Consider the following 16,616-nt stretch of genomic DNA (forward strand, 5'->3'; position numbering starts at 1 on the left):
GCCGCCGGGCCGGTGACAACGGTGCGGGGGGTTCCAGCCCAGGCCGGACCCCCCGCACGTCGGGTCGTGACGACCCGGTCAGGGCGCCCATGGAGCGGCGATGCTCCAGGTGCTGTCGGCGGTCCACAACGTCGGCGTGTTGTACGCGTCGCCGCCGGTGCCGTTGCTGAGCCAGACCTCCGCGTTGTAGTGCCGCAGGTACTTACCTCGGAAGTTGTACGACTCCAGCGACACACCGGTGCCGGTCAGCCCGGTACGGGCGCACCAGGTGGCGTCGGCGCGCAGCAACGCGGAGCCGTCGTCCGGCGAGTTGCGGACCCGGGAGTTCTGGTGGCGCAGGTACTGCCCGGGGAAGTTGACCGACTCGAACGAGTAGCAACCCGTGCCGGCCAGGCCGGGGCGGATGGTGTACGTGGCGTCGGCCTTGAGCAGGCTGGGGCTCGCGGCGTCGACCACCTCGGTGTAGGCCAGGCCGTCCTGGTGGCGCAGGTATCGGTTGGTGAAGCCGGGCGTGGTCACCTGCAACGATCGGCGGGTGTTGGTCGGCAGGGCGACGGGCCCCGAACTGCCGATGGTCTTCGAGGCGTTGATCAGTGCGGTGTTGGCGGCGCGCACCCGCGCCTGGTCCATCTTGATCACCCGCCGGTCGTAGGTGAGGAAGCCGTTCAGCTCACCCTCCAGGTCGGTGATCTCGGTGTAGATGGAGGCGCTGAGCCCCTTGCCGAGCATCAGGTTCTGGCTGCCCTGCACCAGCCCCACGTAGCGGTCCGTGAGCGCTGTCGAGTTGGCCTGCCACTCGTAGGCGAAGAACTGACCGTTCGGGCTGTACTCGTGCCCCGGCGTGTGCAGGCCCAGGCCGCCGAACTCACCGAGCACGGCGATCCGGGTGCTCGACGGTACGGGGGAGTCCGGCCCGAGGTAGACGTGCCAGTCGTCGATGTCGCCGTTGCCGGGGTTGCCGAGGGACTGGCAGCAGTTGTGGCCGCTGTGCGGGTTGACCAGACGCGTCGGGTCCTGGTTCTTGATGTTCTGCGCGACCCGCCGGGTGTCGGCGAGGGACCGCTCGCCCCAGCCCTCGTTGTACGGCGTGTACGCGATCACGGCGGGTGAGCTGCGGTGCTCGTCGACGATCTCGCGCGCCTCGGCCTCGAACTGCGCCTGCTGCGCGTCGGTGGGGTCGACGTCCTGTGCGGTCAGCGACGGGATGTCCTGCCAGACCAGCAGGCCGAGCCGGTCGGCGTGGTAGAACCAGCGCTGCGGTTCGACCTTGATGTGCTTGCGCACCATGTTGAAGCCCAGGTCCTTGTGCTTCTGCAGGTCGAAGGCGAGCGCGGCGTCGGTCGGCGCGGTGTAGAGCCCGTCCGGCCAGAAGCCCTGGTCGAGGGTGCCGACCTGGAACACGAACTGGCCGTTGAGCTTGGGGCGCAGCACCCCGTTGACGAGACCGGTGGTGATCTCCCGCATGCCGAAGTAGTGCGTGGTCCGGTCCACCACGGCGCCGGCGGCGTTGCGCACCGTCACCCGGAGGTTGTAGAGGAACGGGTCATCGGGTGACCAGCGGCGCGCGTTGGGCACGGGCACGGTGAACTCGGTGAAGCCGCCGGTGGCCGAGCCGACCACAGTGGCGCCGTTCAGCGCCTCGGCGAGCACGCTGTGGCCGCTCACGTCGCCCCTGGTGAAGACCCGGACCCGCACGGTGTTGGTGCTCAGGTTCGGGTAGAGGTCCACGCTGCTGATCGAGGCGGCGGGCACCGGCTCCATCCACACCGTCTGCCAGATGCCGGAGCTGGGGGTGTAGAAGATCCCGCCGGGTGTCTTGGTCTGCTTGCCGATGGCGGGCAGGCTGCCGTTCTGCCGGGTGTCGGTGGGGTCCCAGACCTTCACGACGATCTCGTTCGCCCCGGCGGTGAGCTGGGCAGTCACGTCGAAGGTGAAGGCGTCGTAGCCACCGGTGTGCGCACCGACCCGGACACCGTTGACCCAGACGGTGCTCTGCCAGTCGACGGCGCCGAAGTGCAGCAGGGTCCGCCGGCCCGACCAGTTGGCCGGGATGGTGACGGTGCGTCGGTAGAACAGGTAGTTGCGGTTGTCGTTGGCGGCCCGTTGGATGCCGGACAGGGCGCTCTCCACCGGGAACGGCACGTTGACCCGCTCGGGCAGGTTGGTGCCGAACTGCGGGGCGTCGTCGGTGGTCGACTGGCGTAGCTGCCACTCGCCGTTGAGGTTGAGCCAGTCCGGCCGCGTCATCTGCGGTCGCGGGTACTCGGGCAGTGGGGTGCCGGCGAGGGCCTGGCTGGTCCAGGGGGTGGTCAGTGGCGGCGTCTTGGCCGGTGCGGCGGACGCCGACGAGGAGGGCGCGGCGAGAAAGCCGGCCACCACCGCGAGGACGAGCAGCAGGGGCAGGGCGGGGCGGATGGGGACGTGACGTGTCATGCCGTCTCCGAGGGGGGCGGGTTGCCACGGGCGGTGCAGCCAGGCCCGAAGCGCGTGGGTGGTGGGCATCGGGTGGTCATTGACGGGGGACGGGCGTCAGCGACGGACGTCGGGTGGGATCTCCACCCGCCGACGGTGGTCGGCATATTGACATCTGTCTTCGCCTGTATAACGTTATAGAGCCGCGCTGGGCGTCCCGTCAATGCTTGTTCGTCGATGCCCGGCCGGCCCGCCGGTCGACGTCGCGAAAGGGTGGTGGATGGGCGTCAGCCTGAAGGACATCGCCCAGCGCGCCGGTGTCTCGCTGGCTACTGTCTCGAACGTGGTGAACGGGTACCGCCCGGTGGGGGAGCGGACCCGACAACGGGTGCAGCAGGCGATCGACGAACTCGGTTACAGCCCCAACCTCGGTGCCCGGCACCTGCGCCGCGGTCGCACCGGCCTGATCGCCCTGGCTGTCCCGGAGCTGACCAACCCCTACTTCGCCGAACTCGCCGAGATCGCCATCTCCGAGGCCGCCGGGCTCGGCTACACCCTCGTCATGGAGAACACCGCCGCCGACCGGGAGGCGGAGCTGGCGCTCCTCGACGGCACCCGGCAGCGCGTCATCGACGGCCTGATCCTCAGCCCGGTGCGCATCGGCCGGGAGGAGGTGCTGGCCCGCACCGCCGGCGGGCCGCTCGTGCTGATCGGTGAGGGCGTCTACGACGTGCCGCACGACCACATCGCCATCGACAACGTCGCGGCCAGCCACGCGGCGATCCGGCATCTCGTGGCGATCGGCCGTCGCCGGATCGCGTTCATCGGCGCCACCGCTGGCGGCGACCGGCAGTCGGCCCACCTGCGGGTCCGGGGCTACCGGGAGGCCCTGGCGGCGGCCGGCCTGCCGTACCGACCGCTGTTGGTCGCCCGCACCGACGCGTTCGGCCGGCTCGACGGCAGGCGGGCCATGCACGACCTCCTCGCTCGCGGTGACCGGCCGGACGCGGTGTTCGCCTACAACGACCTGGTCGCCATCGGCGCGCTGCGGGCGCTGGCCGAGGCCGGCCACCGGGTTCCCGAGGACGTCGCGGTGGTCGGCATCGACGACATCGAGGACGGGCGGTTCAGCGCACCGACCCTCACCACCATCGCCCCGGACAAGAGGGAGATCGGCCGTCTCGCGGTACGCCGTCTCGTCGCCCGCATCGAGGGCGCGGAGGTCGCGGGGCCGCTGAGCGTGCAGACACCGTTCCGCCTCATCCGCCGGGAGAGCACGGGCACCCCGGGCGGCTGACAACCGGTCGCACCGGCGCACCGGGCGAGATCCATAACGCCGGTGGTACGACCCAGAGAGGATGACCCGCGAGATCCATAACTCTCAATATGATGACCGCTATCTCGACTGCGGTGCGCTCACGAGGCGCGCCACCCTGATGCGGAGGAATGCATGGTTCGCTGGCGTACCCTCACTGGCCTGCTGGCCACCGCGTTGGCCGCGGTGACCGCGGCCAGCCTCACCCTCACCGCGCCGGCCGCCGCGGCCGACAGCCCCGTGACGCCGACCGTCGTCGGCGGCACCCGCGCCGCGCAGGGCGAGTTCCCGTTCATGGTGCGTCTCTCGATGGGCTGCGGCGGGGCGCTGTACAGCCCCCGGCTGGTGCTCACCGCGGCGCACTGCGTGGGCTCGACCGGCACCAACACCAGCATCACCGCGACGCTCGGGACGGTCGACCTCCAGTCGTCCAGCCGGATCACCGTCCGGTCCAACTACGTCTACCGGGCCCCCGGCTACAACGGCGCGGGCCGTGACTGGGCGCTGATCCGCCTGGCCAGCCCCGTCACCGGGCTGAGCACGCTGCCGATCGCCACCACCACCGCGTACGACAGCGGCACCTTCACCGTCGCCGGCTGGGGTGCCGCGCGGGAGGGCGGCGGCCAGCAGCGGTACCTGCTCAAGGCGACGGTGCCGTTCGTCAGCGACTCCGTGTGCAACGCCAACTACGGCGGCGACCTCATCCCCGCCCAGGAGATCTGCGCCGGCTACGCCAGCGGCGGCACCGACACCTGCCAGGGCGACTCGGGTGGTCCGATGTTCCGCCGCGACGCCAACAACGCCTGGATCCAGGTCGGCATCGTCAGTTGGGGCAACGGCTGCGCCCGGCCCAACTACCCCGGCGTCTACACCCAGGTGAGCTACTTCGCCTCGTCGATCGCCTCGGCCGCGGCCAGCCTCGGCGGCTGACCGTACGACCGCGGCCAGCCTCGGCGGCTGACCGTACGACCGCGGTCAGCCTCGGCGGCTGACCGCACGCCCACTCGGGCGGTCCGGACGGCACGGTCCGGGCCGCCCGTTCGCGTCGTGCCCACGGGCGGGCGGCGAGTGGGCCACCCGACAGAAACGGCGGGCCGTCAGTGCGACGCCGGCCGCAGCGGCGATGATGGGCCGGTGAAGATCCTGTCCATCCAGTCGTCGGTCGCCTACGGCCACGTCGGCAACTCGGCGGCGGCCTTTCCGCTGCAACGCCTCGGGCACGAGGTCTGGCCGGTCCTGACCGTGCACTTCTCCAACCACACCGGGTACGGCGCGTGGCGGGGCCCGACGCTCCCCGCGGCGGACGTGGCGGAGGTGATCGCCGGAATCGGGGACCGCGGGGTCCTCGGCGACGCCGACGCGGTGCTCTCCGGCTACCAGGGCGACCCGGCGGTGGGCGCGGTGATCCTGGACGCGGTGGCGACGGTGAAGGCCGCCAACCCGGACGCCGTGTACTGCTGCGACCCGGTGATGGGCGACGCCGGCCGGGGCATGTTCGTCCGGCCCGGAATTCCGGAGTACCTCCGCGACACCGTCGTGCCCCGTGCGGACATCATCACGCCGAACCACTTCGAGCTGGACTTCCTCGCCGGCCGCACGACGACATCGCTGGCCGAGGTGCTCGACGCTGTCGACGTGGTGCGCGCGAACGGGCCACGGCACGTCCTGGTGACCAGCGTGCTGCACGGCGACCTGCCGCCGGACTCGCTGGAGGTGGTGGCGGTCTCCGACGAGGGCGCCTGGGCGGTGACCACACCGCTGCTGCCGATCAACCCGAACGGTGGGGGCGACGTCACCGCGGCGCTGTACCTCGCGCACCTGTGCACGACCGGCTCACCCGCGACCGCGCTGGAACGCACCATCGCCTCCGTCTACGCCGTGCTCGAGGCGACTGTCGCGGCCGGCACCCGGGAGATCCAGCTGATCGCGGCGCAGGACGTGATCGCCGACCCGCCGACCCGCTTCGCCGCCCGCCGGCTGCGCTGACGGCGGGTCGGGCCGCACGGGTCGGCGACGGTCAGCGGCCCTCGGGGACGGCCATCTCACCGAGCAGCGACCAGTCCTCCTGCGGCACCGTGGCGTTCACGATGCGCGGGGTCTCGGCGAGGTGCGGCGGAAGGGTCTCCTGGGCCGCGCGGAAATGGGCGGACTGCACGTGGGCCGCACCGGCCTGGTCGTCGCGGAACGCCTCGACCAGCACGTACTCGGTCGGGTCGTCCACACTGCGGGACCAGTCGAACCACAGGCAGCCCGGCTCGGCGCGGGTCGCCTCGGTGAACTCGGCGGCGATCTGCGGCCACCGGTCGGCGTGCTCGGGCCGGATCCGGAACTTGGCGGTAATGAAGATCATGGCCTCAGGCTACCCAGCCGGGCGGGCCCGGGCGACGACCTCCTCGGGGGTCAACGGCGCCTTCGGGTGGTGGGTCAGGCACAGCGGGGTGCGGACCTTGACGAACGAGAATCCCTCCCCGGCGGCGTAGAACTCACCGCTGTTGAGCAGGCCGATGTCCGGCAGCCGTCCACCCTTGGCCTCGGCGAGCTGCCGGGCCGCGTCGATCTGCGCCGGCGCGTTGAGCAGCCCGAAGAACTGCGTGGTCGCGTTGCCGGAGATCTGGTTGTGCAGACCCTTGGGCGCCTGCGTGGCGAAGACCAACCCGAGCCCGTACTTGCGGGCCTGCGAGGCCAGCGCGATCGTGCTGGCGGTGCAGGCCGTGGTGGCGGTCGAGGGCGCGAGCGTCTGCGCCTCGTCCATCACGAACAACCCACCCAGCGGTCGGTCACCGGCGGGGTGCCGTTTGATCCACGCGAAGAGCGCCATCTGCAACTGGTTGACGAAGCTCTGCCGCTCCTGATCGGAGGTGAGGCCGACGAAGCTGATCACCGACACCCGGGCCCGTCGCCCGGCCGACGGTGTCAGCAGCAGCCCTGGATCGGCAGGTGCGCCCACCCCGCCGAAGAGGGGATCGGTGACCATCGCCGCCTTGAGCGCCTCGGCCAACTCCTCGGCGAGCTTCCCGGCGCGGGCCAGCCGACTGACCCCGTCGGGCAGGTCGGTGAGGAACTCGGTGAAGCCGGGCAGGCCCACCATCCCGCTTCGCGCGTACGCCTGGAGGGCCTCGGTGAGGACGGCCTTGCCCTGCTGGGCGAGCCGGCTGGAGCGGTCCACGCCGGCCCGAGGCGCGAGCGCTTCCACGGCGGAGCGGACGGCCTGGTCGAACTCGTCCGGCCAGTCCCGCAGGGAGGTGAAGTCGGGCAGCGGTTGGAAGCTCAGCGGCCGACCGGCGGTGACCCGGGGCGTCCAGACCACCACCTCGGTGTGCGCGAGGTAGTCGGTGGCCCGTTCGGCGTCGCCGGGGCCCCAGCCGTCGGGCGGGTCGGGCCAGGCGTCACCGAGCCGGGCCAGGTCGTTGTTGGGGTCGAGAACGATCGCGGAGACACCCGCGCGGGCGCACTCCTCGACCAGCCGACGGATGAGCACGGTCTTGCCCGAGCCCGAGCCGGCGAACACCACGGCGTGCCGGCGCAGCGACTCCAGGGGCACCGTGAACGGGTGACCACCGTCGACGGTCCGCCCCAGCCCGACGGCCCGACCGTCCTCGTCGACAGCGGGGTCGACCGGGTCCGCGGGCGCCGAGCTGCTCGACTGACCGGCTGCCACCTCGCCGACCGGCGTGTCCGCGGCGTCGGGACCGGGGCCACCCGACGGTGGCTCGCCGTCGTCGGGCGTCGTCGACCCGGCCGCACCGCGCGTCCCGTCGGGCCCGGGCAGGACCGTCCGGAACAGCTCGGTGCCGCTGGCCGGACGGCGGGCCACCAGCCACTCCTGCAACGCCGTGGACGGCTCGGCCGCCATCACCCGCAGTGCCGCGAAGACCCGCAGGTCCGCCTCCGGCACGGCGCACCGCAGACCGCCGGCCGCGTCGAAACCGGTCAACACCTCGGTCGTACGCTTCCCGGTCGGCCACGGACCGTTGCGCAGCAGGACCAACCGCCGTTGGGGCAGGTCCCGGTCCAACCCGGCCAGGGTGCACGCCGCCTTGACCCGGGCGGTCACGGCGATGGCATTCGGGTGCGCGATGGCCCGGAAGCACCAGTGCGCCTCGTTCTCGGTGGCCTCGTCGAGCACCTCGATCAGCCGCCCGTGCAGCGCGGGCTTGCGACCGGGCGGCGGATCGTACTTGTAGGTGGCGCCGGTCGGCGCCTGCTCGGCGATCCACGCGGCCAGGCCGGCGGCGAGCAGCGGCGGCATGTGCACGTCCTCGCCGGCCGGGTCGACGGCGGCCGACACGTCCGCGGCCGCGACCAGATCGGCGAACCGTGCGTCCAACTCGTGCAGGCGGCGCTCGTCAGTCGTCGGGTCACCGGAAGCGGCACGGACGGCGCTCACCGCCGGCGTGGACTCGGCGCCGTCGATGAGCCGGTCCAGCTCGACCACCTCGTCGCGGTCCCGGCACCAGGCGAGGTGGCGGTCCACCCGGCGAAGCAGCGCGCGTGGGGTCAGGGTGGGTGCGTCGGCGAAGGCGGCGGGTGCGATCGGCCAGGTGGGGTGCGGTGGCACGAAGCGTGGGCCGGCGAAGGCGGCGGCGAGACGCTTCGCCACGATCGCCTGCCCGATCTCCGGGGTGGGGATCCGGTCCGGCAGGGTCGCCGTGCGGAAGCGGTCGCCGACCGGGGTGGGCGCGGTGCGGGTCATCAGCACCCAGGTGTCCGGCAGGCACGAGACCACGACAAGCGTGCGGCGGGTGATGTCGCGGAGCTTGAGCAGGCCGTCGGCAATCGGGCCGAGCATCTTGGCCTGGCCGTCCTCCAGCCCCTGGTGCTGGTTGAGCAGTGACGTGCTGGTCTGGGCGAACAGCGTGTCGAGCTGGTCCACGGCGATGACCGTCGGGTCCAGGGTCAGCGCCATCAGCCGGGAGATGTCCTGCACGACCTGCTGCGGCGTGCGGATCGCGGCGCTCAAGCCCCACGCCGCCCGCGCCGCCGGGTCACCCGGTTCGGAGATCAGGTGGGCGTAACCGACGTCCTGCGCCTCGAAGTCGACAGCACCGTGCAGGACGAGCGCCCGAGCGGTGTCCTGGGCGTCCCGCCCGACCTCCCGATCGCGCTCACGCAGCGCCCAGATGAAGGTGTCGAGCTGGGCGCGGGTCACCGGCCGGGCCCCGGCGACCGCGTCGCGGACCTCCACCGGCAGGCCGAGCTGCGGGGTGAGCCGACGGAGGAAGGTCTTCAGCTGGGTGCCCCAGCCGACATGGGCGCGGCCCATCCCCTCCACCAGGGCCAGGGCCACACTTTCCCAGAACGTCTTGCCACTGACCATGTCGACCAGGAAGAAGTAGCCACCGTCGCGCTGGATCCGTTCGCGCACCGCCCCGAGCAGGTGCGTCTTGCCGGCGCCCGCGCGGCCCTGCATGGCCACCCCGAGCGGCATGCTCGTGTCGTCGGTGCGGGCCCGCGCCACCCCGCGCAGGATCTCGGCCGCCACCTTCTCGTGCAGCTCCGGCACGTTGTGCGGGCTGGGTCGCCAGACGTCGTCCGGGGTGACCGCCGGGTTGAGACTCACCGCTTCCAGCGCGGCCCGCTGGTCGTCGGAGATCATGCCGGGCCGATCGCCAGGGCGTGGTTGTCCTCGTTCCCGATGCGGACGGCCGCGGCCCGGTCCCGTGCGGTCAGCGACTTGGTGTTCGCCACCGGAATGATGCGGACGTCCTCCCGACCGACCATCGCCCGCAGCGCGGCGTCCAGGGCATCCCGGTCGGTGTCGGCGAGCTGCTCGCGGACGTCGGCGAGGCCGACCCAGGCGCCCGGGGCGGTGGCCAGATCACGGTACGCCGACCGGACCAGCGCCTCGACCTCCGCTGCGGGCACCGGTGTGACCGCAGCGGGGGCCGGTGCCTCGTGCCGAGGCTCACTGGCCGCCAGCGCCGGTGCCCCGGTCTGCTTGAAGAAGTCGCCGTGGCTGACCCGCAGCCGGTCCAGCGAACGGTGCAGGTTGGACAGCACGACGAAGAGCGACCGCGTGGTCGAGCCGCCCTGCTTGGGCGGCGCGGAGCTGTGCAGCTGACGGGCCACCCGCCAGCCCTCGTCGGTCAGCTCGTGGGCGAACGGTCGGTGCGTCCGATCGGTGTCGACCAGGCCCAGGTCGACGAGCTTCGTGTTGTCCTTACCGGTCAGCGTGAAACCGGCCAGCTCTTTCAGCTCGACGTTGGTGAGTCGGCGCGCCTCGACCATCAGCACCACGAGGGCGTTGATCTGGTTCGGCGTCAGGTGCGGGACGTCCGCCGGGCTCGTCATGATGTCTCATCTCCGTGGGGGTGCGTGCCGCCCGCGCGTCGCCGGGCCAGCAGCCGACGGATCCCGTCGACCACCGCCGGCGCGTCGGTGAGGACCTGCTCGTTGGTGAAGCGGAGCACGTCCAGCCCGAGGAGTTGCAGCTGCACGTCCCTCCGCCGATCGTTGGCGAAAGCGATTCGCCCACGATGCTCCGGGCCGTCCACCTCGACCGCAAGACCCTCCGTGGGCCAAAACAGATCCAGTCGGTACGCCGTACCCAGGACATGCCACTCGTAGGTCTGGTTCCACCGCCGGCCGCGGGCCCAGTCGTGCGGTGCGAGCGCGCGTTCCAACGCCTGCTCGGCGGCGCTGTCGCCGCGCGGCACGCCCGCGATCGGCGGCCAGGCCAACACCGTCGACCCCGGCTCGGCGGGGGTGGCCGGAAGCCGTTCGATAGTGCTGGTCAGCTCGGCGAATCGTGGCGGCAGCAGCAGCGGCACCGACCGCACCCGGTCGGCATGGCGCAGTGGCCCGCCGGCCAACCAGACCGTGACGTCGCCGTGCCGCACCAGCCACTCGGCGGCGGCCACCAGTGTCCGCTCGGCGTCCGCCTCCAGATCGGGCAGGGCCACGATGAGCAGGCAACTCTCCCGGTGGTACGCCTCGGCGATCACGCGCGCGAGCCCGGCGGCGCGTACCCCGGGGGCGAAGCGGGACCGGCCGGCGGGGTGGCGCGGACCGCGCAGCCCTCGCTCGGCGAGGTCGGCCAGGAACGGGCCGAAGTGTCGGGAGCGGGCGGCGGTGCGGGCCGCGAGGGCGCGCACCGCCGCCATGCCGAGGCTGCCCTCGCTGTCGACATGGTCGGCCCCGGTCAGCCAGCGGGGGAACATCGTGAGGGCCGCGGTGTCGAGTTGGTCGAGCAGGGCGTCCACGAGGTCGCCGAGCGGACCCACCAGCGTGGGCCGGTAGTGCACGATCGCGGGCGCCGCCGCCGGCAACGGGTCGAGTGCCACCCGCAGCAACTCCGGGTCGACGCCCGGCAGGTGACTCACCCGCCGCGTCGGTGGGGCTGCCCACCAGGCACCGATGGCGTCGCCGTTGGCCCGGACGGGGTGCGCCATGCCGGCACCCTACGACAGAGGCGGGCCCGACCGGGCCCCCTCGGTGTGCTCGCCGTCAGCGCAGCCGGCGGATGTCGCCGTACGCGCGGTAGTAGCCACCGCGGCTGGACTCCCGCACCTCGGTCACCAGGTAGCGGGCGCCCGGCTCGCGGATCCCCTTGGGGAACTGCACGGACCAGTCGCGCCGGTAACCGTCGGACAGCACCTGAACCCGCAGCCGCCCCCGATCGTCCAGGCACTGCACCACGACGCCCGCGCCCGCGTCGCTGGTCACCTCGACCATCGTCGGTTGCACCGGCTGGGGCGCCTGACGGGGGGCCTTGATGTCGCGCACCTGCGGCACGTCCCCGGCCTGCGCCGCGCGGATCGCCGGCTCACTCGCGTCGATGCAGGCCAGGTGCCCACCGGTGGTGACGACGTAGAGCCGGTCGTCGTGGTACTGCATGGAGTACGCCGAGCCGCAGCCGGTGCCGAGCTTCCACAGCCGGGTGCCCGCCGAGTCGAAGCAGTAGATCGAGGACTGGCTGTCACCGGCGAAGACGTACCGGCCGCCCTCGGCGGTGGCGCAGGAGAAGACCGGGGCGTCGCAGCGGTAGGTGCGCTCGTGCCGACCCGACTTGGACAGCCGCACCACCTCGCGGGTGCCCGTCCCGGCGAACACACTGCCCTGCTCCTGCCAGCCGAAGAGCACCGAGCCGGTTCTGGTGTGCCACAGCTCCCCGCCGGTACGCCACTCGTAGCCGGTCACGCCCTGCGAATGGCCGTGGTAGATGGCGTTGTCGTCGCAGCGCACCATCCAGGCCGAACGCCCCCGCCCGGGGCGTCGCCACAGGAACTCGTCCTCGTGGTCGACGGCGGTGATCCCGCCGTCGGCGTCGGAGACGCCGAGGACGCCGTCGTGGATGTCGAGCCAGTAGATGTCGATCTCCGGGGCGATCGCGTACGCCACCCGGGGCACCTTGCCGGACAGGTCGTAGACGTTGCCGTCGTCGCAGCCGGCGTAGATCCAGGCGTCGTCGGCGACGATGCACTTCACCCCGTCGGGCAGGCGGACCTGGCCGCGCACCTGGGCGTCGTGGCCGAGCGTGGTGATGACGCCGTGCTCGTTGCCGACCATGCAGTGCTGCCCGTCGACGAAGATGCCGAAGGCGGGAGCGCCGGAGTCGTAGCGCCAGAGCACCGGGGCGGTGTGAGCGGTGGAGCGGGTGCTCACGATCTGCCGCCGTGACACGGTGCGCTTCTGACGGACGCCGGGGACGGCCGGCGCGTAGCCCTTGCGGATCTTCTCCCCGATCTTCTTCGCCGCGGCGGCCCGGGCCCGGGCGTTGTCCGGATAGGCGCTCGCCTTGACCTGCCCCTGGTCGCCGATCCGGCCGTAGCGCACCGTCAGCGTGGCGTTGTCGACGATGACCTCGTAGAACTTGTGCGCACCGTCCACTTCGGACAGTTCGAGGTAGGTCGTCTCCTGGGACATGGGGGGCCTCCGAGGGTCAGCGAGCGGCCAGATCCGGCCGGCGCGGCGACAGTGACCACACGTTAACGGCGACCTCCGACAGAATCGGCGTGCGGAAATCGCAGCGCGTCGTCGCGGAGGACGGCGTGCGCGCCGACGGTCTGGTTGACGATCTGCGTCACCCGTACGTCGACAGCGATGCTGGCCAGCGCCACCGCGTCCGCGCGGCTGAGGCCGTGCAGCCGCTGCATCAGTGTCAGCATCGACTCCAGGGCGGTGAAGGTGGCGTCGTCGAGGGAGGCACCGACGCCCAGGGTCAGCCACGCGTCGGGGGTGCGGGCCACCGGACCGGTGACCGGGAAGTCGTCGCGTACGTCGAAGGTCAACGTCACCTCGTCCATCGGGCACTCGATCGCGGTGCCGCCGACCTCGCCGTCACCCTGTGCGGCGTGACCGTCCCCGACGGAGAACAGCGCGTCGTCCACCGGGATCGGCAGCAGCAGGGTGCTGCCGGCGGTGAGGTCCCGGCAGTCCAGATTGCCGCCGTAGGGGCGCGGCGGGATCGTCGAGTGTCGTCCCGGCTCGGCGGGTGGCATGCCGAGCACTCCCATGAAGGGCCGCAGCGCGACCGAGTGGCCATGCTGGTTGCGGCCGGTCATCGTCTCCGGGTCCAGCGTCCAGGCGTGCACCACAGGTTGTTCCTGCACGCCGTAGCGCTGGTTGAACACGCTCGGCCAGCCGCCGGCCACCGTGGTTCCCCAGGTGGCCGGGGTGATCGCGTCGATGCGTACCGCGAGGGTCTGGCCGGCGCGCGCACCGCGGACCGCGACCGGACCGATCAGGGCGTGTCCGTGGTCGGGCCGGTGCTGCGCGACCCGGGGGGCGGTCCCGGTTCGGCCCGCCGGGGTACGGGCCGGCGGACCACCAGCAGTCCAGCGTGCGGTAGGTGACGGTGTCGCCGGGGTCGATGGTGAGCACCGGCGGGAGATCGGGGGAGAAGTGGCCGTGCAGGCTGTCATCTGAGGGGATGAGGGTGTGTCGCATCAGTGCAGGCTAGTGGCGGCTGGTCCGCGCGCCGGGCCGCCAGGTGCGCGGTGGGTGCCGGGCGCACCCACCGCGCACGTCTCAACCTGGGCGATGTCAACCCGAGGTGCAGGAGCGGATCTGTGGGCGGGCGCTGCTGTTGCCGTTGGTCATCGTGGTGAAGCCGAAGGTGTTGCCGCTGCCGTTGGACCGCATCGTCATGACGGTGCCGCTGCTGTCCCAGGTGGCGGTGCCGTTCCAGACGGTGGAGATCCGTTGGGGTGAGGTGATGGCCACGACGACGGTCCACGTGTTGGCGCCGCTGACAGTGACCGACGTGTTGTACCGGTCGCCCCAGACGTTCGTGGTCGCGGCGGTCGCGGTGCAGGTGCCGCCGGCGGGCGGCGGGGTGGTGGTGGGCGGCGGCGTGGTGCCGTCCGGCGCGACGGCGCGGCCGGTGGACGGCGAGATCATGCCGGGGCACAGGTTGCGGCTGGTCAGGTTGGCCATGATCTGGGGGATCGCGTCGCGGGTGTTCTGGATCCCGTCGTGCATCAGGATGACCTGACCGGCCTGGAGCCGGCTCGCGTTGGCCACGATCTGGCTGACGCTGGCGCCGTTCCAGTCCTGGGAGTCCACGTCCCAGATCACCTGACGCATGCCCAGTGACGACGCGACGGACTGCAGGGTGGAGTTGGTCTCGCCGTAGGGCGGCCGGAACAGAACCGGTCGGCTGCCGGTCGCCGACTGGATCGCCGAGCTGGTCTGGGACAGGTCCGACTGCATCTGCGCCTGGGACATCGAGGTCATGTGGGCGTGGTTCCAGCTGTGGTTGGCGACCCACATGCCGGCGGACACCTGGGCCTGCGCGGCCGACGGGTTGTTCTGGACGTTCTGCCCGACGTTGAACATCGTGGCCCGTACGCCGTTGGCGCGCAGCACGTTCAGCAGCGCGCTGGTGCTGCCGGTCGGACCGTCGTCGAAGGTGAGGCCGACGTAGCCGTTGCAGGTGGCGGCGCTCGACGGGGTCGAGGTGGCCGCGAGGACGACACCGCACATGGCGACCGCGGTGGCGAGGACGGCGAGCGCCGCGCGCAACCGCCGGGACCACAGCGCCGTGCGAGGGAAGAGCCTGCTCATCTGGTGCCCCTTCGCGCAGACCCGGACACGCCCTGGATGTGGGCAGCACAGTCCGGACAGGTGTGGATGGGTGGGTAGCTGGAGCCGATACCGCAGCGAAGCCGATCGCATTGACCTCAGTGGATCGGAGTATTACAGCGAGAATTCCAGCACGTCAACAACTTCCGGAAAATCACCGGAACAACTCAGGCACGCATCCGGGTGTTGGCCAGGCATGCCGTGATCGGGCCCGAGTTCTCGCGGCATCCCGGTCTCGCGGGCCGACGCGGTCAGGGGTGCTGTGCTCCGGAAAGTGCCTGGAAGTACCGGTCACCGGTCGCCGGGCCCGCACTCACCCGGCCACCACCGCAATAGTAAAGAGTGTGAACAGAAGATGTTACAGTCATCCCGGTCGATGTCCGTCCGGATTTCGGCCAGTGAGGTCCCAGAAAGGAGTGATCACATGACAAGACTGCGCGCGCTGGTCGCGCTGGTGGCACTGATCGTCGCCGGTGGACTGGTTGCGGTCATCCCGGCCACCGCCGCGTCGGCAGCGGCCTGCTCGGCATCGTGGCAGGCCTCGGCCGTCTACTGGGGAGACGCACAGGTCTCCCACAACGGCCGCAACTACCGGGCGAAGTGGTGGACCCAGAACGAGGCCCCGCCGGGTACGACAGGCGTCTGGGAGGACCTCGGAGTGTGCGGCGGAGGCACCACGCCACCCACCGGGGGGACCTGCAGCTACCCGAACTGGACGGCCGGAACCTGGTACGCCGCCGGGGCGATCGTGCGGTACACCAACGGTCTCTACTACATCGCCGAGCACGACAATCCCGGGTACGACCCGATCGTCAGCACCTGGTACTGGGAGCCCTACACCTGCGGCGGCCAGCCCCCGACCACCCCGCCGCCCACCAACCCGGGCGGCTTCGTGGTGACCGAGGCCCAGTTCAACCAGATGTTCCCGGGCCGCAACTCGTTCTACACGTACTCCGGACTCGTCGCCGCGCTCAGCGCCTACCCGGCGTTCGCGCGCACCGGCAGTGCCACCGTCCAGCGGCAGGAGGCCGCCGCCTTCCTGGCCAACGTTTACCACGAGACCGGCGGGCTGGTGCACATCGTCGAGCAGAACACCGCCAACTACCCGCACTACTGCGATCCCGGCCAGTCGTACGGCTGCCCCGCCGGGCAGGCCGCCTACTACGGGCGGGGGCCGATCCAGCTCAGTTGGAACTTCAACTACAACGCCGCCGGTAACGCCCTCAACCTGCCGCTGTTGACCAACCCGTGGCTGGTGCAGACCGACGCCGCGGTGGCCTGGAAGACTGGTATCTGGTACTGGATGACCCAGAACGGGCCGGGCACCATGACCGCCCACAACGCGATGGTCAACGGCGCCGGGTTCGGGCAGACGATCCGCAGCATCAACGGCTCGATCGAGTGCAACAACGGAAACCCCGCCCAGGTGCAGAGCCGTGTCACCAGGTACCAGCAGTTCGTCGGCATCCTCGGCGTGCCCGCCGGAGCCAACCTCTACTGCTGATTCGTGCCCGGGCCTCGGCGTACGTCCTCGGACGGCGTCGAGGCCCGGCACGTCGGCCGCCGGGCCCGGTGCGGGCGGTGGCCGTTTCGACCCGGTCAACCCGTTGACACGGCCGTGTTGCGCCCGGAACTATCAGCGGCAGTCCACTGCCCCGATCTTGTTGCTCACGAACTCTGATGACAACGATGTCAGGGCCTGACCCCCACTCGCTCCACACTGCCCAGACGTTCGACGTACTCGACCCCGTTCGAGTCGAAAGGCCCCGTCCCTCATGTCGCACAGACCACTTGCGAGCCCCCGCTCGCCCCCCTGATCGCGGCGACGACAGCCGCCCTGCTACCGCTGGGCCTGCTCGTCGCC

The 16,616-nt window shown here is 71.5% G+C and carries 12 protein-coding genes; 4 read left to right on the forward strand and 8 right to left on the reverse strand.

The window, feature by feature from the left end:
• Positions 1 to 78: 78 nt before the first annotated feature.
• Positions 79 to 2,433 carry an AbfB domain-containing protein gene (locus tag IF22_RS0125610; RefSeq protein ID WP_030336267.1) on the reverse strand — a complete coding sequence of 785 codons (2,355 nt, stop codon included), beginning with the start codon at positions 2,431 to 2,433 and terminating at the stop codon, positions 79 to 81.
• A gap of 259 nt (positions 2,434 to 2,692) precedes the next feature.
• Here IF22_RS0125610 and IF22_RS0125615 point away from each other — a divergent pair, with 259 nt between their 5' ends.
• The 3 genes from IF22_RS0125615 (at position 2,693) to pdxY (ending at position 5,713) form a co-directional block, all read left to right on the forward strand.
• Entirely contained in the window at positions 2,693 to 3,709 is a 1,017-nt protein-coding gene (locus tag IF22_RS0125615; protein ID WP_030336269.1) for a LacI family DNA-binding transcriptional regulator, read from the forward strand.
• Between the two features lie 153 nt (positions 3,710 to 3,862).
• Entirely contained in the window at positions 3,863 to 4,657 is a 795-nt protein-coding gene (locus IF22_RS0125620; RefSeq protein ID WP_030336270.1) for a S1 family peptidase, read from the forward strand.
• Positions 4,658 to 4,861: 204 nt separating this feature from the next.
• Positions 4,862 to 5,713, forward strand: coding sequence for a pyridoxal kinase PdxY (gene pdxY / locus IF22_RS0125625; protein WP_030336272.1), 852 nt, complete (start codon positions 4,862 to 4,864; stop codon positions 5,711 to 5,713).
• A 31-nt stretch (positions 5,714 to 5,744) separates the two neighbouring features.
• Here pdxY and IF22_RS0125630 read toward each other — a convergent pair whose 3' ends face one another.
• The 7 genes from IF22_RS0125630 to IF22_RS0125660 form a co-directional block, all read right to left on the reverse strand.
• Positions 5,745 to 6,077 (reverse strand): putative quinol monooxygenase, encoded by a 333-nt coding sequence (locus IF22_RS0125630; RefSeq protein ID WP_030336274.1) that lies wholly within the window; start codon positions 6,075 to 6,077, stop codon positions 5,745 to 5,747.
• A 9-nt stretch (positions 6,078 to 6,086) separates the two neighbouring features.
• Positions 6,087 to 9,323 carry an ATP-binding protein gene (locus IF22_RS0125635; RefSeq protein ID WP_030336275.1) on the reverse strand — a complete coding sequence of 1,079 codons (3,237 nt, stop codon included), beginning with the start codon at positions 9,321 to 9,323 and terminating at the stop codon, positions 6,087 to 6,089.
• Entirely contained in the window at positions 9,320 to 10,018 is a 699-nt protein-coding gene (locus tag IF22_RS0125640) for a hypothetical protein (RefSeq protein WP_030336277.1), read from the reverse strand. Before IF22_RS0125640 ends, IF22_RS0125635 begins: the two co-directional genes overlap by 4 nt.
• On the reverse strand, positions 10,015 to 11,118 hold the full coding sequence (locus IF22_RS0125645) for an endonuclease domain-containing protein (RefSeq protein ID WP_051708786.1): 1,104 nt from the start codon (positions 11,116 to 11,118) through the stop codon (positions 10,015 to 10,017). Before IF22_RS0125645 ends, IF22_RS0125640 begins: the two co-directional genes overlap by 4 nt.
• Positions 11,119 to 11,173: 55 nt before the next feature.
• The gene (locus IF22_RS0125650; protein WP_030336280.1) at positions 11,174 to 12,592 is read right to left on the reverse strand and encodes a WGR domain-containing protein; all 1,419 of its coding nucleotides are present in this window, start codon (positions 12,590 to 12,592) and stop codon (positions 11,174 to 11,176) included.
• Between the two features lie 62 nt (positions 12,593 to 12,654).
• Positions 12,655 to 13,590, reverse strand: a complete 936-nt coding sequence (locus IF22_RS0125655; protein WP_245233734.1) for an acetamidase/formamidase family protein — start codon at positions 13,588 to 13,590, stop codon at positions 12,655 to 12,657.
• 121 nt (positions 13,591 to 13,711) lie between these two features.
• The gene (locus IF22_RS0125660; RefSeq protein ID WP_030336283.1) at positions 13,712 to 14,734 is read right to left on the reverse strand and encodes a polysaccharide deacetylase family protein; all 1,023 of its coding nucleotides are present in this window, start codon (positions 14,732 to 14,734) and stop codon (positions 13,712 to 13,714) included.
• A 442-nt stretch (positions 14,735 to 15,176) separates the two neighbouring features.
• Between IF22_RS0125660 and IF22_RS0125665 the strand changes: the two genes are divergently transcribed.
• Positions 15,177 to 16,256 (forward strand): glycoside hydrolase family 19 protein, encoded by a 1,080-nt coding sequence (locus IF22_RS0125665; RefSeq protein WP_030336285.1) that lies wholly within the window; start codon positions 15,177 to 15,179, stop codon positions 16,254 to 16,256.
• Positions 16,257 to 16,616 lie beyond the last annotated feature (360 nt).

The organism is Micromonospora parva (assembly GCF_000718515.1).
Lineage (GTDB): Bacteria > Actinomycetota > Actinomycetes > Mycobacteriales > Micromonosporaceae > Micromonospora > Micromonospora parva.